Here is a 15,601-nt window from a genome sequence, read left to right on the forward strand (position 1 = left end):
TGCTCAACCTCGAACCAGCTTCAGGTAGACGGCCGTCATCTCCATCCGAACAGCCAGCATCGCCAGCTGCTCTTCCAGGCGACCTGGACTGGTCGGAGCGGCAGGCAGGCGCTCGATGTCAGAGCCTTCGAGCGCCTCCGGCACATCCTCGGCGTGGATCACGTCGACGCCGTCCAGCCCGGCGACCCTGGCCGCGACCACGGCTCGCTCGGCGTCGACGGACAGCACAAAGGTCCGAACCCGTGGCGGCAGCGGACCGTCGATCTGCTCGTCATGGAATATCGACTGCTCGCGATCGGCGCCGGATGCCTCCCCCATTCCGCCGCGCAGCGCCACCATCGCCTCGGCCAGGCCCACCGCGGCCACCGCCCGATGAGCGACCCGCAACATCACGGCCGCGACGTGCCGCGCCAGCACCAGCGTCGCCGCGTTGTCGCCCGCGATGACGACCTCGGCGCCCGACATACGCTCGGCCAACGCCTTCGCGGGATTGGTGAGCAGCTCGCGAGCGGCGCTGTTGCGCAACGCTTCTGCGTCCAGCTCGTCGGCCAGCGCGGCCAGGTCGACCCGGAGTCCCTGGTCGACCGTGTGCAGTGTCGCCAGGCCGGCGGCCAGATAGCGGGAGAAACTGAATTCATCGGGCACCCACACCCGCGGGGCCAGTGCGACGGATCGTCCCGCAGTGGCGTCGCGCAACGGTCCCTCGTAGGGCGCGACGACGACGACGCGGGCGCCGCGACGCACTCCGGTGGCAGCGGCCGCCACCAAAGCGGGATCGCCGGGATCGTCGCCGGCCACGATCAGCACGTCCAGCGCGCCGATCCACGGCGGCACCTCGGGGGCGACGACGATCGGTGCGGCCACCGAACCACCTAACGCAGCGGCGAGCAATGACCCTGCCGCTTCGGCATTTCCGCGACCGGCCACCCAGATCACGGTGCGCGGGGGCTCGGTGCTTCGCAGCGGATCCAGGTCGCCCTCGTCGAGCGCCGCGGCGGTGGCGCGTACCTGCGCACCGGCCATCGCGACCGCGCGCAGCGATCCGTCGCGGTCGGCGGCCAGCAGTCCTTCCGCATCGTCGAGATCGACGAGAGAGTGGGTGGCGTTCACTTGGGCACCTCGGATGCCGCCTCAGTCGACGCCGAGATCCGTGCCGCGATCTGTTCGACGATCGCGTCGACCTCTTCCGTGGTCCGCGCCTCGACGTTCAGCCGCAACAACGGCTCGGTGTTGGACATCCGCACGTTGAACCAGGATCCGTCGCCCAGATCGACGGTCACTCCGTCCAGGTGGTCAATTGAGTGGATGCGGGCCGCGAAGGAGGACAACACCCGGTCGATGCACGCTTCGGCGTCGGTGACCGTGAAGTTGACCTCGCCCGACGCTTCGTAGCGTTGGTAGTCGGCCATCAGGTCGGACAGCGGCCGGTCCTGCTCACTGAGCGCGGCCATGACGTGCAGCGCCGCCAGCATGCCGGAGTCGGCGCCCCAGAAATCGCGGAAGTAGTAGTGCGCTGAATGCTCGCCGCCGAAGATCGCCCCGGTTTCGGCCATCAGCGCCTTGATGTATGAGTGTCCGACGCGCGACCGTACCGGGGTGCCGCCCCGTTCAGCCACGAGTTCCGGTACCGCCCTCGAGGTGATCAGGTTGTGAATCACCGTCGCGCCGATCTCGCGGCCGAGTTCGCGCGCGGCGACCAACGCGGTCACCGCCGACGGCGAAACCGGCTTACCGAGCTCGTCGACCACGAAGCAGCGGTCAGCGTCGCCGTCGAACGCCAGCCCGATGTCGGCACCGGTGGCCAGCACATGCGCTTGCAGGTCGACGAGGTTCGCCGGCTCCAGAGGATTGGCTTCGTGATTCGGGAACGTGCCGTCGAGTTCGAAGAACAACGGAGCGAGCGTGATCCCTGCAATCGATCCCAGCACAGCGGGAGCCGTGTGGCCCGCCATTCCGTTGCCCGCGTCGACGGCGACCTTCAGCGGCCGCAACCCGGCCAGGCTGACCAGTGACCGCAGAAAGTCGCCGTAGTCCGTCAGGACATCGCGGTCCGCTTTCGAGCCACGCGGCCCGTCGTAGACCGGTATCCCGGCGATCACGTCCTCGCTGATGGCCATCAGCCCGGTGTCCTTGCCGACGGGCTTGGCGCCTGCCCGGCACAGCTTGATGCCGTTGTAGGCGGCCGGGTTGTGGCTCGCGGTGAACATTGCGCCCGGACAGTCCAGCAGACCCGAGGCGAAGTACAGCTGATCGGTGGACGCCAGGCCGACGCGCACCACATCGAGGCCCTGCGCGACCACACCCTCGGCGAATGCGTCCGCGAGCGACGGTGAGCTGTCCCGCATGTCGTAGCCGATCGCCACCTGGGTGGCGTTCTCACCGCGCATGAGCCGAGCGAACGCGCCGCCGACGTCGCGGACGAAATCCTCGTCGATCTCTTCGCCGACCAGGCCGCGCACGTCATACGCCTTGATGACGCTATGGACAGCCGCGGCAGGCCGGGACATACAACTCCTTGTGACGTGGACTACTGGCGCCAGCCTAACCGTCGAATGAAAGAGGCATGTGCGCTAGCCCTCGCCGAAGCTCTGCTATTCAGGTGGGTCGGGCAACACCCGCAGGTGGCCCCGTCGGCGCCCGTTGGACTCGGACCTGCGGGCCGGCGGTGCCATCAGCGCGCCGCCGGACACACCGGTAACCGGATCGGAAAACCCTGCGGCCACTCCGTTGATCGGCGGCGCCATATCGCGTCCTTCTCGCACCGCGTCGGCGAGCGCCACCAGATCGTCCTCGTCGGGGTGCGACGGCAATGGACCCGCGTGGCGAACCAGCTCCCATCCGCGAGGCGCGGTGATCCGGCCGGCGTGCAGGACGCAGAGATCCCACGAGTGAGGCTCGGACACCGTGGCCAGCGGGCCGACGACTGCCGTCGAGTCGGAGTAGACGAATGTCAGCGTCGCGACCGCATAGTGGGGGCACCCGGGCCGGCAGCAGCGACGGGGAACGTTCACAGCGAGAGGTTATCGTGCGCAAACGGCGCAAGCCGCCGGACACGCGCGCCATCGGAGCGTCGATCTTCAACCGTTACGATCGCTCCGTGGCCGAACGCGGACACCACCGATCACGCCGCGGTCGCGAAATGCGCGGGCCGCTCCTTCCACCGACCGTGCCGGGCTGGCGCAGCCGCGCCGAACTGTTCGACATGGCGGTGCTCGAGGCGTATGAGCCCATCGAACGCCGGTGGCAGGATCGGGTGTCGACGCTGGACATCGCCGTCGACGAAATACCCCGTATCTCGGCCAAGGATCCCGAAAGCGTGCAATGGCCGCCCGAGGTCATCGCTGACGGGCCGGTCGCCCTGGCCCGGCTGATCCCCGCGGGCGTCGATGTCCGCGGCAACGCCACTCGGGCGCGAATAATGTTGTTCCGCAAGCCGATCGAACGGCGGGCGAAAGACACCGCCGAACTCTCGGAGCTGTTGCACGAAGTCCTGGTGGCACAAGTAGCCACGTATCTGGGTGTCGAACCCTCCGTTATCGACCCCACCATCGAGGACGAGTGAACAAACTCGCCTAGATCACGCCGCGTTTGAGGCGACGGCGCTCACGTTCGGAGAGCCCGCCCCAGATGCCGAAGCGTTCGTCATGGGCCAGCGCGTAGTCGAGGCACGCGTCGCGCACCTCGCAGCCCTGGCAGATGCGCTTGGCCTCACGAGTCGAGCCGCCCTTCTCGGGGAAGAACGCCTCGGGGTCGGTTTGTGCACACAATGCCTTCTCTTGCCAGAGGTCGTCCTCCGGAGTGAGCGTTGCCGGCACAGCCGGGATTACCGGCGGCACATCAATCGGGGCGGGCACCAGACTCAACTGGGGACGCCGAGGCGTCTCGAACGGTGCCGGTCCAAAATTGGTGTGCGGCGCGCTGTCAACTGAGCCAAGTAGCCGGTCGTCGAACCGGACCGCATGATCGAAATCGCTGTACTCAAAAGACATTTTCCGCCTCCTCACCTGATGTCGTAGATCCGTAACTTTGAGCCCCACTATTTACTGTGCGGCCATTTCCGATTCGAACATATGATCGAATCTCGGTCTGCGACACCGAAACCGGCTGGCCAACCGCGAAATGACACTGGTGTGATTACACACGCGCTAGCAGCCGTGGTCAAGCGTTGGAACAGAAATTCATACCATTCCGTGACCGGAATTCGGCGCGTCGGAATATCGGCGTGTCTGTCACACCCCTCGGCCACGTGCCCCAGCTCGCGCGCGACGGCCTAGTGTCGGTCACTGTGAAGGTCACGGTTCTGGTTGGCGGCGTAGGCGGCGCCCGCTTCCTGCTCGGCGTACAGCACCTGTTGGGGCTGGGCCAATTCCAGGATTCGGGGACGTCGGCACACGAGTTGACCGCCGTCGTCAACGTCGGCGACGACGCATGGATGTTCGGTGTGCGGATCTGCCCGGACCTCGATACCTGCATGTACACGCTGGGTGGAGGCATCGATCCCGAACGCGGGTGGGGTCATCGCAACGAAACCTGGCATGCCAAGGAAGAACTCGCCGCTTACGGTGTGCAGCCCGACTGGTTCGGCCTCGGCGACCGCGACCTGGCCACCCACCTTGTGCGCAGCCAGATGTTGCGCGCCGGCTATCCGCTGTCACAGGTGACCGAAGCGTTATGTGGCCGTTGGTCACCCGGTGCACGATTGTTACCCGCGAGCGACGACCGCAGTGAAACCCATGTCGTGATCACCGATCCCGGGGACGGCGAGAAGAAGGCGATCCACTTCCAGGAATGGTGGGTGCGATACCGCGCGCAGGTACCCACCCACAGTTTCGCTTTCGTCGGTGCCGAGGCGGCGAGTGCCGGTCCCGGCGTCGTCGAGGCCATCGAAACCGCCGACGTCGTACTGATTGCCCCGTCCAACCCGGTGGTGAGCATCGGATCGATCTTGAACATTCCCGGCATTCGCGGCGCTCTGCGCACGACGACGGCCCGGGTCATCGGCTACTCCCCGATCATCGACGGTAAGCCGTTGCGCGGCATGGCCGACGAATGTCTGTCTGTCATCGGTGTGGACAGCACCTCGGAAGCAGTCGGCATCCACTACGGGGCGCGCAGCGGCACCGGCATCCTCGACGCCTGGCTGATCCACGAAGGCGACCATGCCCAGATCGACGGTGTCGAGGTGCGCGCCGTACCGCTGTTGATGAAGGATCCGGCGACGACCGCCGACATGGTGCGCGCCGGAGTGGAGGTCGCCGGGCTGAAAGTGGATCCACGGCGATGACCGAACACGGATCCGCAGCAGCCGTCGAAATCCTGCCCGTGCCAGGGCTGCCCGAGTTTCGTCCAGGAGATGACCTTGCCGAGGCAATCGCCACGGCCGCACCCTGGCTCCGCGACGACGACATCCTCGTGGTCACCAGCAAGGTGATGTCCAAATGCGAGGGCCGAATCGTCGATGCACCCGTCGACGCCGAACAACGAGACATCCTGCGACGCAAACTGATCGACGCCGAAGCCGTACGCGTGCTGGCTCGTAAGGGCAGAACACTGATCACCGAGAACGCGATCGGCCTGGTGCAGGCAGCGGCCGGGGTGGACGGTTCCAATGTCGACTCGGCAGAACTCGCCTTGCTGCCAACGGATCCCGATGCCAGCGCCGCGAAGTTGCGAAGCGGTTTACGCGAACACCTCGGAGTCACCGTCGGGGTGGTGGTGACCGACACCATGGGGCGTGCGTGGCGCAACGGGCAGACCGACGTCGCGATCGGCGCAGCGGGACTGCGCGTGCTGCACGGCTACGAAGGGTCGCGCGATCGGCACGGCAACGAGTTGATCGTCACCGAGATCGCGGTCGCCGACGAGATCGCCGCGGCGGCCGATCTCGTCAAGGGCAAGCTGACCGACATCCCGGTCGCGGTGGTACGCGGGTTGTCCCTGCCGGATGACGGGTCCAATGCCCGTCGCCTGGTGCGCGCCGGCGAGGACGATCTGTTCTGGCTGGGCACCGAGGAGGCCATTGCGCTCGGTCGCAGTCAGACCCAGTTGTTGCGGCGGTCGGTGCGCACTTTCACCGACCAGGACGTGCCACCCGAGCTGATCGAGGCCGCGATCGGCGAAGCGCTGACCGCTCCCGCACCGCACCACACCCGGCCGGTCCGGTTCGTGTGGATACAGGACCCGCACCGGCGACTGGCACTTCTGGATCGAATGAAGGAGAAGTGGCGCGCCGATCTCACCGGTGATGGCCGACCAGCCGATGCCGTCGAACGCCGCCTCGGTCGTGGCCAGATCCTCTACGACGCACCAGAACTCGTCATCCCGTTCATGGTGCCCGACGGTGCGCACAGTTATCCCGACGCCGACCGCACCGCTGCCGAGCACACGATGTTCACCGTCGCGGTCGGGGCCGCCGTGCAGGCCCTGCTGGTAGCGCTGGCGGTGCGCGGTGTGGGGAGCTGCTGGATCGGGTCCACGATCTTCGCCGCCGATCTGGTGCGCGACGAGCTCGACCTGCCGGCCGATTGGGAGCCGTTGGGCGCCATCGCGATCGGTTTCCCGCCTGAGCAGCCGGGACCACGCGATCCGGTGCCGACCGACGATCTGCTGGTGCGCAAGTGACCCTGCACGCGTCGGCGGTCCAGGCGTTGACCGAATGGCATGCACCCGATCCCGGTCAGGACTCGCTGCGCCACGCCGTGCTGGCGTTCCTGGCCGCGCGCCCCGACGGCTGCCTGCGGTCGTGCGAGCCGGGGCACGTGACCGGTTCGGCGTTGGTGATCGACCACACCGGAACCCACGCGCTCCTCACGCTCCACCCACGGTTCGGCCGGTGGCTGCAACTGGGCGGGCACTGCGAGGAATCCGACCCCGACATCGTCGCCGCGGCGCTGAGGGAGGCCACCGAGGAGTCGGGCATCGACGGCCTGCAGATCGATCCGGTACTGGCCGCGTTGCACGTACACCCGGTCACATGTTCGCTGGGTGTGCCGACCCGTCACCTCGATATGCAATTCATCGTGCGTGCGCCCGCAGGCGCGGAAATCGCGCGCAGCGACGAGTCACTGGACCTTCGGTGGTGGCGACTGGACTCATTGCCCGACGACGTCGACTTCGGCCTCACCCAGTTGGCGGCAGCGGCTCGGCGAATCCGCGAATTCGGCGCGCACACGCACCGCGACGGTTGATTAGCGCGCCGGATTCGCAACCGCTTAGATGTCCGTCGAGTAGCGGATGCCGCCGTCGGGGATCGTGACCCCCGGCCACACCCGTGCACCGCGCAACAGCTCGCAGCGCGCACCGATGTCGGCGCCGTCGCCGATCACACCGTCGCGGATGAGCGCGCGGGGTCCGATGCGCGCTCCGAAGCCGATGATCGACCGCTCAATCACCGCCCCTGCGCCGATCTTGGCGCCGTCGAAGATCACCGCACCGTCCAGACGGGCACCACCGGCGATCTCGGCGCCTCGACCGACGACCGTGCCGCCGATGAGCAGCGCACCCGGCGCGACGCTCGCCCCGTCGTGGACGAGCTCCTCACCGCGGTGCCCGTGCAGCGCGGGTGACGGTGCGATACCGCGGACCAGATCGGCCGATCCGCGCACGAAATCTTCGGGCGTGCCCATGTCCCGCCAGTACGTGGAGTCGACGTAGCCACACACCCGCAGGCCGTCGGCGAGCAAGCCCGGGAACACCTCGCGTTCGACGGACAGCGCACGCCCCTTCGGGATGCGATCGATGACCTCGCGCTTGAAGACGTAACATCCGGCGTTGATCTGATCTGTCGGCGGATCCTGTGTCTTCTCCAGGAACGCCGTGACGACACCGTCGGAATCAGTTGGCACACAACCGAATGCCCTGGGGTCGCCGACTCGAACCAGATGCAGAGTGACATCGGCGTCGTTGTTCTCGTGGCTGTCCAGCAGCGCGCGCAGATCAGCGCCGGACAACACGTCGCCGTTGAAAACCAGCGCATTGGAGTGCCGAAGCTTGGACGCCACGTTGGCGATGCCGCCGCCGGTGCCCAACGGCTCGGTCTCGACGACGTATTCGATCTGCAGCCCGAGCTTGGACCCATCACCGAACTCCGACTCGAAGACCGCCGCCTTGTACGACGTGCCGAGGACGACGTGCTCGATGCCGGCATCGGCGATCCTCGACAGCAGGTGGGTGAGGAACGGCAAACCCGCGGTCGGCAGCATCGGTTTGGGTGCCGACAGCGTCAATGGGCGCAATCGGGTGCCCAGACCGCCGACCAATATGACGGCATCTACTTCCGCAGGGTTCATCGGACCCGTCCCCCCTTCGCCTGTTTGCGCCGGGAATTGCGCACGACCAGGCCAGCGCGCGCAGCCAGAGCGGCCTTGATTGTCCATCGCAGAGGCGCCTGTGACCAGTGCGGATAGCGATCCGCAAGGAAAGTGTAGGTGCTGGTGTGGTGGGCGGCCAGGTTGCGGGCAGGATCCCGTCCTGTCGCGTGACCCTTGTCGTGCAAAATTTCGGCTGACGGCACGTACACATTCTGCCAGCCCGCGCGTCCCAGACGATCTCCCAGGTCAACGTCCTCCATGTACATGAAGTAGCGCTCGTCAAACCCCGCGATCTCGTCGAACGCAGCCCGCCGCAGCAACAAACAAGACCCAGACAGCCAACCGACGGCACGTTCGCTGGGACGCTCCCTGGCCTGCCGGTAGGTCGCGGTCCACGGATTGGACCGCCACAGCGGTCCGACGACCGCGTGCATACCGCCCCGGATCAGACTGGGCAGGTGTCGCGCCGACGGGTACACCGTGCCGTCGGGGTCGCGGATCATTGGCCCCAGAGCACCCGCGCGCGGCCAGCGTGATGCGGCGTCGATGAGGATGTCGATGCTGTGCGGACCCCACTGCACGTCGGGGTTGGCGACGATGAAGAATTCCGAGTCCCCCGAGATCGCTTGAGCCGAGCCGCCTTTCAGGTACTCGTTCACGGCACGATTCACCGCACTGCCGTAACCCAGGTTGGCTCCGGTGCGCAACAGGCGCACGTTGGAATAGTGCTCCAACGCTTCTTCAGGCGCACCGTCGGTCGACCCGTTGTCGGACATGATGACCGTCACCGCGCGGTCGGTGGCATGCGACAGCGACGCCAGGAACCGGTTCAGATGCGGTCCCGGCGAATAGGTCACCGTCACCACTACGAGCTCGTCACTCACGTGACGGCTACCAACTCATGCTTCACGGCGTAGAGGTTAATGGGCTGTGGTCCGCGATCGCCGCGGCGAGCGCCTCACGCCAAGGCCGCAGCGGAGTCAGCCCGGCATCGGCGGACAGCCGGGCCGACAGCGCCGAGTACTGCGGCCGCGGGGCTGGCCTGGGATGGCGGTCGGTGCCAACCGGGCGCACCCGGGCAGGATCGGCTCCCACGGCCTCGAAGACCGCTTGTGCCTGCTCGTAGCGGCTGGCTTCGCCCGCGTTGGCGGCATGCAGCACCGGCTCTCGGATGTTGCCCTCTGCCACCTCGAGCAGGGCGCCCACCAGGTCGGCGGCGTATGTGGGCGAGCCGACCTGGTCGGCCACCACGTCCACGGTCTGATCCCCGGCGGCAAGACGACGCATCACCGCCACGAAGTCGCTGCCGTCACCGCCCTCGTAGATCCACGCCGTCCGGACGATGTGCGCATCGGGCATCGCGGCGAGCACCGAAAACTCACCAGCGAGTTTGGTGCGGCCGTAAACGCCCACCGGCGCGGTCTCGTCGTCGATCTCGAACGGGGTGCGCTTCGGGCCGGAGAAGACGTAGTCGGTGGAGATGTGGATGAAATCTGCGCCCGCGCGGGCACAGGCGTGCGCGATATTGGCGGGCCCCACGGCGTTGACGGCGTGGGCGCGCTCCTCGTCGGACTCCGCCGCGTCGACCTTGGTGTAGGCGGCACAGTTGATCACCACGTCACCCGATTCGATGAATCGCTCGGCCGCCGGCGCGTCGGTGATATCCCACTCTGACGAGGTCAGCGCCAGTACCTCGCGGCCCCGACTGCGCGCCTGAGCTGCCAATTCACGTCCGACCATGCCACCGGCACCGGAGATAACGATTCGGGCAGATTCTTGGAAACCCATGGTGACGAGTCTGGCACGCCGACCCGGGCTACCGGCTCTGCGCCCTTATCGCAAGTAACCTGGGCTGATGCCCGCTCGTACTCTTCGTGTCATCGCCGTGTCGATGGCACTGGCGATCGTCGTCGGCACCGGCGTCGCCTGGGGCAAGATCCGATCGTTCGAGTCAGGCATCAACCACATCTCCCCCATTTCGTTGGGCGGGGGCGGTGAAGACGGTGCGATCGACATCCTGCTGGTCGGTGTCGACAGCCGCACCGATGCGCACGGAAACCCGTTGAGCCAGGAAGAACTCGCAACGCTGCGGGCAGGCGATGACGAGGCGACCAATACCGACACGATCATCTTGGTGCGAATTCCCAACAACGGTAAGTCCGCCACCGCGATCTCGATACCGCGCGACTCCTACGTCGAGGCGCCCGGGGTCGGCAAGATGAAGATCAACGGGGTCTACGGCTCGGCCCATTTCGAGAAGCTCGTCGAGCTGGTCGAACAGGACGGTATGGAAAAGGCGCAAGCCGAACCGGAAGCCATCGAAGCCGGCCGCGAGGCGTTGATCAAGACCGTGGCCAGCCTGACCGGCGTCACCGTCGACCACTACGCCGAGATCGGGCTGCTCGGGTTTTCGCTCATCACAGACGCTCTCGGCGGCGTGAATGTCTGCCTGACGAACCCTGTCTACGAACCCCTTTCGGGTGCCGACTTTCCGGCGGGCTGGCAGAAGCTGAGCGGTCCGCAAGCGCTGAGCTTCGTTCGCCAGCGTCACGATCTGCCCCGCGGCGACCTGGACCGGGTGGTGCGCCAGCAGGCGGTCATGGCATCGCTTGCCCACGAAGTCATTTCGAGCAAGACACTGTCGAGCCCGGCGACGCTGAACCGGCTCGAGGACGCGGTGCAGCGCTCTGTCGTGCTGTCCGACGGTTGGGACGTCATGGAATTCGCCGAACAGTTGCAAAAGCTGGCCGCGGGCAACGTCGCCTTCGCCACGATTCCCGTGCTGCAGGAGAACGGTTGGAGTGACGACGGCATGCAAAGCGTGGTGCGGGTCGACGCGGGCGAGGTCAAGGATTGGGTCGACAGCCTGCTGCACGACCAGGACGAGGGCAAGACCGAGGAATTGGCCTACACGCCCGAGAAGACGACCGCCGACGTGGTCAACGCCAGCGACGTCAACGGTCTGGCCTCCGCGGTCTCACAGGTGCTGACCAACAAGGGCTTCTCCCCGGGCAGCACCGGAAACCATGAAGGTGCCCCGGTCACGGGCAGCCAGGTGCAGGCGGCCAAGGCCGATGACCTCGGCGCGCAGGCGATTGCCAAGGATCTGGGCGGACTGCCGATCGTCGAGGACGCGTCGGTGGCGCCCGGCTCGGTACGGGTGGTCCTCGCTGCCGATTACACGGGTCCCGGTTCGGGCCTCGACGGCATCGACCCGACGCTGACCACCGCCGACCCCGTAGCGGCCGGCTCAACGGCGGAAGACCCACTGGCGTCGCCGATCATCACCGCAGGCTCGAACGACCCGGAGTGCGTCAACTAGCTGTGAGCACAGTCAGTTCGGCGATCCTCGATCCGCTCATGGCATCCGATCCTGCCGGTCCGCGGATCACCTACTACGACGACGCGACCGGTGAGCGCATCGAATTATCCACCGCCACACTGTGGAACTGGGCGGCCAAGACCGGCAACCTCCTGCGGGACGAACTGGGCGCGGGTCCGTCCAGCAGGGTCGCGGTGCTGTTGCCCGCGCACTGGCAGACCGCGGCCGTGCTGTTCGGAATTTGGTGGATCGGCGCCGAAGTCGTCACTGCCGGAGAAGCCGACATCGCGTTGTGTACCGCGGATCGTCTCGACGAGGCCGACGACGCCGTCGGAGTGGGCGAGATCGCCGTGCTGTCGCTGGATCCGTTCGGCAAGCCGGCGCCCGATCTTCCCGTGGGCGTGACCGACTACGCCACCGCGGTGCGTGTACACGGCGACCAGATCATCCCCGAACGCCATCCCGGTGCAGCGCTCGAGGGCCGGTCGGCGGCCGACGTGGTGTCCGACGCGCAGGCGTCCGCTGCCGAACAGGGGCTCACGGCCGACGACCGCGTGATGTCGACGGCCGACTGGACGCACGCCAACCACCTGACCAAGAATCTGCTCGCAGTCTTCGCGGCCGGTGCATCGCTGGTGCAGGTGGCGAATCAGGATGCCGCGGCGATGGGTCGCCGCAGACAAATGGAGAAGATCACCCGCGGTTGAGCGAACGATGCCACGCTGAATCATGATCAGTCGGCGTCAGTTCATGGTCGTGGGCGCGTTGGGTGTGGCGGGCGTAGCAACGGCCTGCTCGCAGTCGCAGACACCGTCAGCCGGACCGGCGAACCTCTCTCTGGCGGCCGGTGAGTCCGACCTCGACCTCGCCGGCGCTACGCTTCGCACCTGGGCCTATAACAAGCAGGTGCCCGCTCGTGAAATTCGCCTGCGCAAGGGGGAGCGACTCCGGGCCGAACTGACCAATGCCCTGCCCCAGGACGTCACCGTGCACTGGCACGGCATCGCGATTGTCAACGATATGGACGGGGTACCGCCCCTGACGCAGGCGGCGGTGGCCAATGGTCAGACGTTCACCTACGACTTCGTGGTGCCCGACGCCGGAACCTATTGGTTCCATTCTCATGTCGGCACCCAACTGGACCGCGGCCTGTACGGGCCACTCATCGTCGAGGACCCCGACGAGAAGGTCGACTACGACGACGAACTCGTTGTCGTGCTGGACGATTGGATCGACGGCACCGGCACCAACCCCGACCAGGTGTTCGAGAATCTGCGCAAGACGGGGATGAAGCCGATGGAACCAGGCGGCCCCGGCGTGACGCCGACGACTCCGCTCGGCCAAGACGGCGGCGACGTCACCTACCCCTACTTCATCATCAACGGCCGTGCCGCGAAAGATCCCCAGGTTGCGGATTACCGCACGGGCCAACGGATTCGGCTGCGGGTGATCAACGCGGGTTCCGACACGGCGTTTCGGGTGGCGGTACCCGGCACGTCCATGCGGGTCATTCAGACCGACGGCTTCCCGGTGGTTCCCGTGCAGGCGGACTCCGTGCTCCTTGGCATGGGTGAGCGGTTCGACGCGATCATCGCCGTCGACGAGTCGCGGCCGGTCATCGCCGTGCCCTACGGCAAGCCGGGCCATGCCCAGCTGAACATGCGGGTCGACAACAAGCCCGCCGCAGTGAACGTCGACGAGTTCGTGGCGTCGGTAGGGACGCAGGCGCCGCTGGACACCGCGACGCTGTCACCCGCGCCGGAGGTGACGCTGCCCGCGAAAAAGCCCGACCAGATCATCGACGCCCGCCTGGCCGGACCCGTCGACGGCTACAACTGGCCGATCAACGGAAAGCTGTACGACCCGCCGCGCGATGGGGTGACGGTGCAGCCGAATCAGCGGGTCCGCATCAGGTACATCAACGAGTCGATGATGTTTCACCCGTTCCATCTACACGGCCACACATTCCAGGTGATGAACGGTGACACCCCGAAGGCGCGCAAGGACACGGTGCTGGTGCCGCCGCTGCAGACCGTCGATGTGGACTTCGACACCGATAATCCCGGCAAGTGGATCACTCACTGCCACAACACCTATCACCTCGAGGCCAGGATGGCGTTCTTTCTCCAGTACGCCGGCTGATCCCTACTTGAGCAGGGCGCGCGACATGACCACACGCTGAATCTGGTTGGTGCCCTCGTAGATCTGCGTGATCTTGGCGTCGCGCATGAACCGCTCGACGGGGAAGTCCACCGTGTAGCCGTAGCCGCCGAACAGCTGCACCGCATCGGTGGTCACCGACATCGCGACATCGGACGCGTAGCACTTGGCCGCCGAGGAGATGAATCCGAGATCGGGCTCGCCGCGTTCGGCGCGCGCGGCAGCGGTGTACACCATCAGCCGGGCCGCCTCGATCTTCATCGCCATGTCGGCGAGCATGAACTGCACCGCCTGGAAATCTGCGATGCGCTGACGGAACTGCTTGCGCTCCTTGGTGTATGCGATCGCAGCCTCGAGCGCGCCCTGGGCGATGCCGACAGCTTGGGCACCGATCGTCGGGCGGGTGTGGTCGAGAGTGGCCAGTGCGGTCTTGAAGCCGGTGCCCTCGTCGCCGATGATCCGATCGCCCGGGATGCGGCAGTCCTCGAAATACAGCTCTGTCGTCGGGGACCCCTTGATGCCCAACTTACGCTCCTTGGCGCCGACCGCGAACCCGGGATCGTCCTTGTGCACGACGAACGCCGAGATCCCGTTGGCGCCCTTGTCCGCATCGGTCACCGCCATCACGGTGTACCAGGTGGAGTGCCCGCCGTTGGAGATCCAGCACTTGGCGCCGTTGAGCACCCAGTCGTCTCCGTCGCGGCGCGCACGGGTCCGCATCGACGCCGCATCGCTACCGGCCTCACGCTCGGAGAGCGCATACGACGCCGCCGCTTCACCGGCGGCGATGCTCGGCAGCACCTGCTTCTTGAGTTCTTCGGACCCCCGCAGCAGCAGGCCCATGGTGCCGAGCTTGTTGCAGATCGGAATCAGCGACGACGACGCGCACACCCGCGCGACCTCTTCGATGACGATGCAGGCGGCCACCGAATCGCCGCCCTGGCCGCCGTACTCCTCGGGGATGTGGATCGCGGCCATGCCGGCCGCGGTCAGCGCCGCTTCGGCTTCGTCGGTGTAGCGCGCCTTCTCATCGACGTCCGCGGCGTGCGGAGCGATCTCCTTGTCACACAGGTCGCGCAGCACCGCGCGCAACTCGGTGTGCTCTTCAGAAAGCTTGAAAGCGTCGAACGACGGGTTTCCGATGGCCATGACAACTCCTTGCTACTCGTCGGTAACTTTACCGTCCCGGCCGAGCAGCCGGTCACGCAGAGCCTCGTCCTTCTGCAGGACCATGTCCGACAGCGCGCTCTGGAAATCCTCGACGCGCTTGCGCAGCGCGGCATCCGACGACCCGAGAATCCGCACGGCCAGCAGCCCGGCGTTGCGGGCGCCACCAATCGACACGGTCGCTACGGGCACCCCGGCGGGCATCTGCACGATCGACAGCAGCGAATCGAGACCGTCGAGCTTGGCCAGGGGCACCGGAACGCCGATCACGGGCAGCGGCGTCGCCGAAGCCACCATGCCCGGCAGGTGCGCGGCTCCGCCGGCACCGGCGATGATCACCTCGACGCCGCGCGCGGCGGCCGACTTCGCGTAATCCAGCATCCGATCGGGCGTGCGGTGCGCCGACACGACGCCGACCTCGAACGGAATGTCGAACTCGGCCAGCGCAAGTGCCGCGTCCTCCATCACCGACCAGTCGCTGTCGCTACCCATGATCACGCCGACGCGTGGCGTCGTGCCGTCACTCATGGTTGTCTCTCTTCGCGCAAGCGCTCATCAGGTTGTCTCTCTTCGCGCAAGCGCTCATCGGGTTGTCTCTCTTCGCGCAAGCGCTCATCGGGTTGTCTCTCTTCGCGCAAGCGCT

16 protein-coding genes are annotated in these 15,601 nt (G+C 66.6%); 7 read left to right on the forward strand and 9 right to left on the reverse strand.

Annotated features, from left to right (window positions below; all coding sequences use genetic code 11):
- Positions 1-3: 3 nt before the first annotated feature.
- The 3 genes from M1248_RS09645 to M1248_RS09655 all read right to left on the reverse strand — a co-directional run bounded on the left by M1248_RS09645 (position 4) and on the right by M1248_RS09655 (position 3,011).
- Positions 4-1,110, reverse strand: coding sequence for a TobH protein (locus M1248_RS09645; RefSeq protein ID WP_163736174.1), 1,107 nt, complete (start codon positions 1,108-1,110; stop codon positions 4-6).
- Complete coding sequence (locus M1248_RS09650; protein WP_163736171.1) at positions 1,107-2,507, reverse strand: phosphomannomutase/phosphoglucomutase; 1,401 nt, start codon at positions 2,505-2,507, stop codon at positions 1,107-1,109. Before M1248_RS09650 ends, M1248_RS09645 begins: the two co-directional genes overlap by 4 nt.
- An 84-nt stretch (positions 2,508-2,591) precedes the next feature.
- Positions 2,592-3,011, reverse strand: coding sequence for a DUF3499 domain-containing protein (locus M1248_RS09655; protein ID WP_083125002.1), 420 nt, complete (start codon positions 3,009-3,011; stop codon positions 2,592-2,594).
- 128 nt (positions 3,012-3,139) lie between these two features.
- On the opposite strand from M1248_RS09655, the gene M1248_RS09660 reads away from it, so the two are divergent.
- Positions 3,140-3,562 carry a metallopeptidase family protein gene (locus tag M1248_RS09660; protein WP_163690643.1) on the forward strand — a complete coding sequence of 141 codons (423 nt, stop codon included), beginning with the start codon at positions 3,140-3,142 and terminating at the stop codon, positions 3,560-3,562.
- Between the two features lie 10 nt (positions 3,563-3,572).
- Here the strand turns inward: M1248_RS09660 and M1248_RS33360 are convergent, their stop codons facing one another.
- Complete coding sequence (locus M1248_RS33360) at positions 3,573-3,989, reverse strand: WhiB family transcriptional regulator (protein WP_410506647.1); 417 nt, start codon at positions 3,987-3,989, stop codon at positions 3,573-3,575.
- A gap of 296 nt (positions 3,990-4,285) precedes the next feature.
- Between M1248_RS33360 and cofD the strand changes: the two genes are divergently transcribed.
- From cofD to M1248_RS09680, 3 genes are read left to right on the forward strand one after another with little or no spacing between them, the layout of a single operon-like run.
- A complete protein-coding gene (gene cofD, locus M1248_RS09670; RefSeq protein ID WP_317148286.1) occupies positions 4,286-5,284 on the forward strand; it encodes a 2-phospho-L-lactate transferase in 999 nt (332 codons plus the stop codon).
- The gene (locus tag M1248_RS09675) at positions 5,281-6,621 is read left to right on the forward strand and encodes a coenzyme F420-0:L-glutamate ligase (RefSeq protein WP_163736165.1); all 1,341 of its coding nucleotides are present in this window, start codon (positions 5,281-5,283) and stop codon (positions 6,619-6,621) included. Before cofD ends, M1248_RS09675 begins: the two co-directional genes overlap by 4 nt.
- Positions 6,618-7,187 carry an NUDIX hydrolase gene (locus M1248_RS09680; protein WP_163736161.1) on the forward strand — a complete coding sequence of 190 codons (570 nt, stop codon included), beginning with the start codon at positions 6,618-6,620 and terminating at the stop codon, positions 7,185-7,187. Before M1248_RS09675 ends, M1248_RS09680 begins: the two co-directional genes overlap by 4 nt.
- A gap of 24 nt (positions 7,188-7,211) precedes the next feature.
- On the opposite strand, the gene M1248_RS09685 is transcribed toward M1248_RS09680, so the two are convergent.
- The 3 genes from M1248_RS09685 to rfbD are packed head-to-tail and all read right to left on the reverse strand — an operon-like array spanning position 7,212 to position 10,097.
- Complete coding sequence (locus M1248_RS09685) at positions 7,212-8,288, reverse strand: sugar phosphate nucleotidyltransferase (protein ID WP_163736159.1); 1,077 nt, start codon at positions 8,286-8,288, stop codon at positions 7,212-7,214.
- Positions 8,285-9,193: a glycosyltransferase family 2 protein gene (locus M1248_RS09690; RefSeq protein ID WP_317148205.1), complete on the reverse strand. Its 909-nt coding sequence runs from the start codon at positions 9,191-9,193 to the stop codon at positions 8,285-8,287. Before M1248_RS09690 ends, M1248_RS09685 begins: the two co-directional genes overlap by 4 nt.
- A 22-nt stretch (positions 9,194-9,215) precedes the next feature.
- A complete protein-coding gene (gene rfbD, locus M1248_RS09695) occupies positions 9,216-10,097 on the reverse strand; it encodes a dTDP-4-dehydrorhamnose reductase (RefSeq protein ID WP_163736154.1) in 882 nt (293 codons plus the stop codon).
- A gap of 67 nt (positions 10,098-10,164) precedes the next feature.
- On the opposite strand from rfbD, the gene M1248_RS09700 reads away from it, so the two are divergent.
- The 3 genes from M1248_RS09700 to M1248_RS09710 are packed head-to-tail and all read left to right on the forward strand — an operon-like array spanning position 10,165 to position 13,773.
- Positions 10,165-11,631, forward strand: a complete 1,467-nt coding sequence (locus M1248_RS09700; protein ID WP_163736151.1) for an LCP family protein — start codon at positions 10,165-10,167, stop codon at positions 11,629-11,631.
- Positions 11,632-11,633: 2 nt separating this feature from the next.
- Positions 11,634-12,338: a TIGR03089 family protein gene (locus tag M1248_RS09705; RefSeq protein WP_232076405.1), complete on the forward strand. Its 705-nt coding sequence runs from the start codon at positions 11,634-11,636 to the stop codon at positions 12,336-12,338.
- Positions 12,339-12,360: 22 nt separating this feature from the next.
- Positions 12,361-13,773: a multicopper oxidase family protein gene (locus M1248_RS09710; RefSeq protein ID WP_317148206.1), complete on the forward strand. Its 1,413-nt coding sequence runs from the start codon at positions 12,361-12,363 to the stop codon at positions 13,771-13,773.
- Positions 13,774-13,776: 3 nt separating this feature from the next.
- Here M1248_RS09710 and M1248_RS09715 read toward each other — a convergent pair whose 3' ends face one another.
- Together M1248_RS09715 and purE are read right to left on the reverse strand one after the other, a co-directional pair.
- Positions 13,777-14,940 carry an acyl-CoA dehydrogenase family protein gene (locus tag M1248_RS09715; RefSeq protein ID WP_317148207.1) on the reverse strand — a complete coding sequence of 388 codons (1,164 nt, stop codon included), beginning with the start codon at positions 14,938-14,940 and terminating at the stop codon, positions 13,777-13,779.
- Between the two features lie 12 nt (positions 14,941-14,952).
- Positions 14,953-15,486 carry a 5-(carboxyamino)imidazole ribonucleotide mutase gene (purE, locus tag M1248_RS09720; RefSeq protein WP_317148208.1) on the reverse strand — a complete coding sequence of 178 codons (534 nt, stop codon included), beginning with the start codon at positions 15,484-15,486 and terminating at the stop codon, positions 14,953-14,955.
- Between the last annotated feature and the right edge of the window lie 115 nt (positions 15,487-15,601).

This window comes from Mycobacterium sp. 29Ha, assembly GCF_032883055.1.
GTDB classification, from domain to species: Bacteria; Actinomycetota; Actinomycetes; order Mycobacteriales; family Mycobacteriaceae; genus Mycobacterium; species Mycobacterium gallinarum.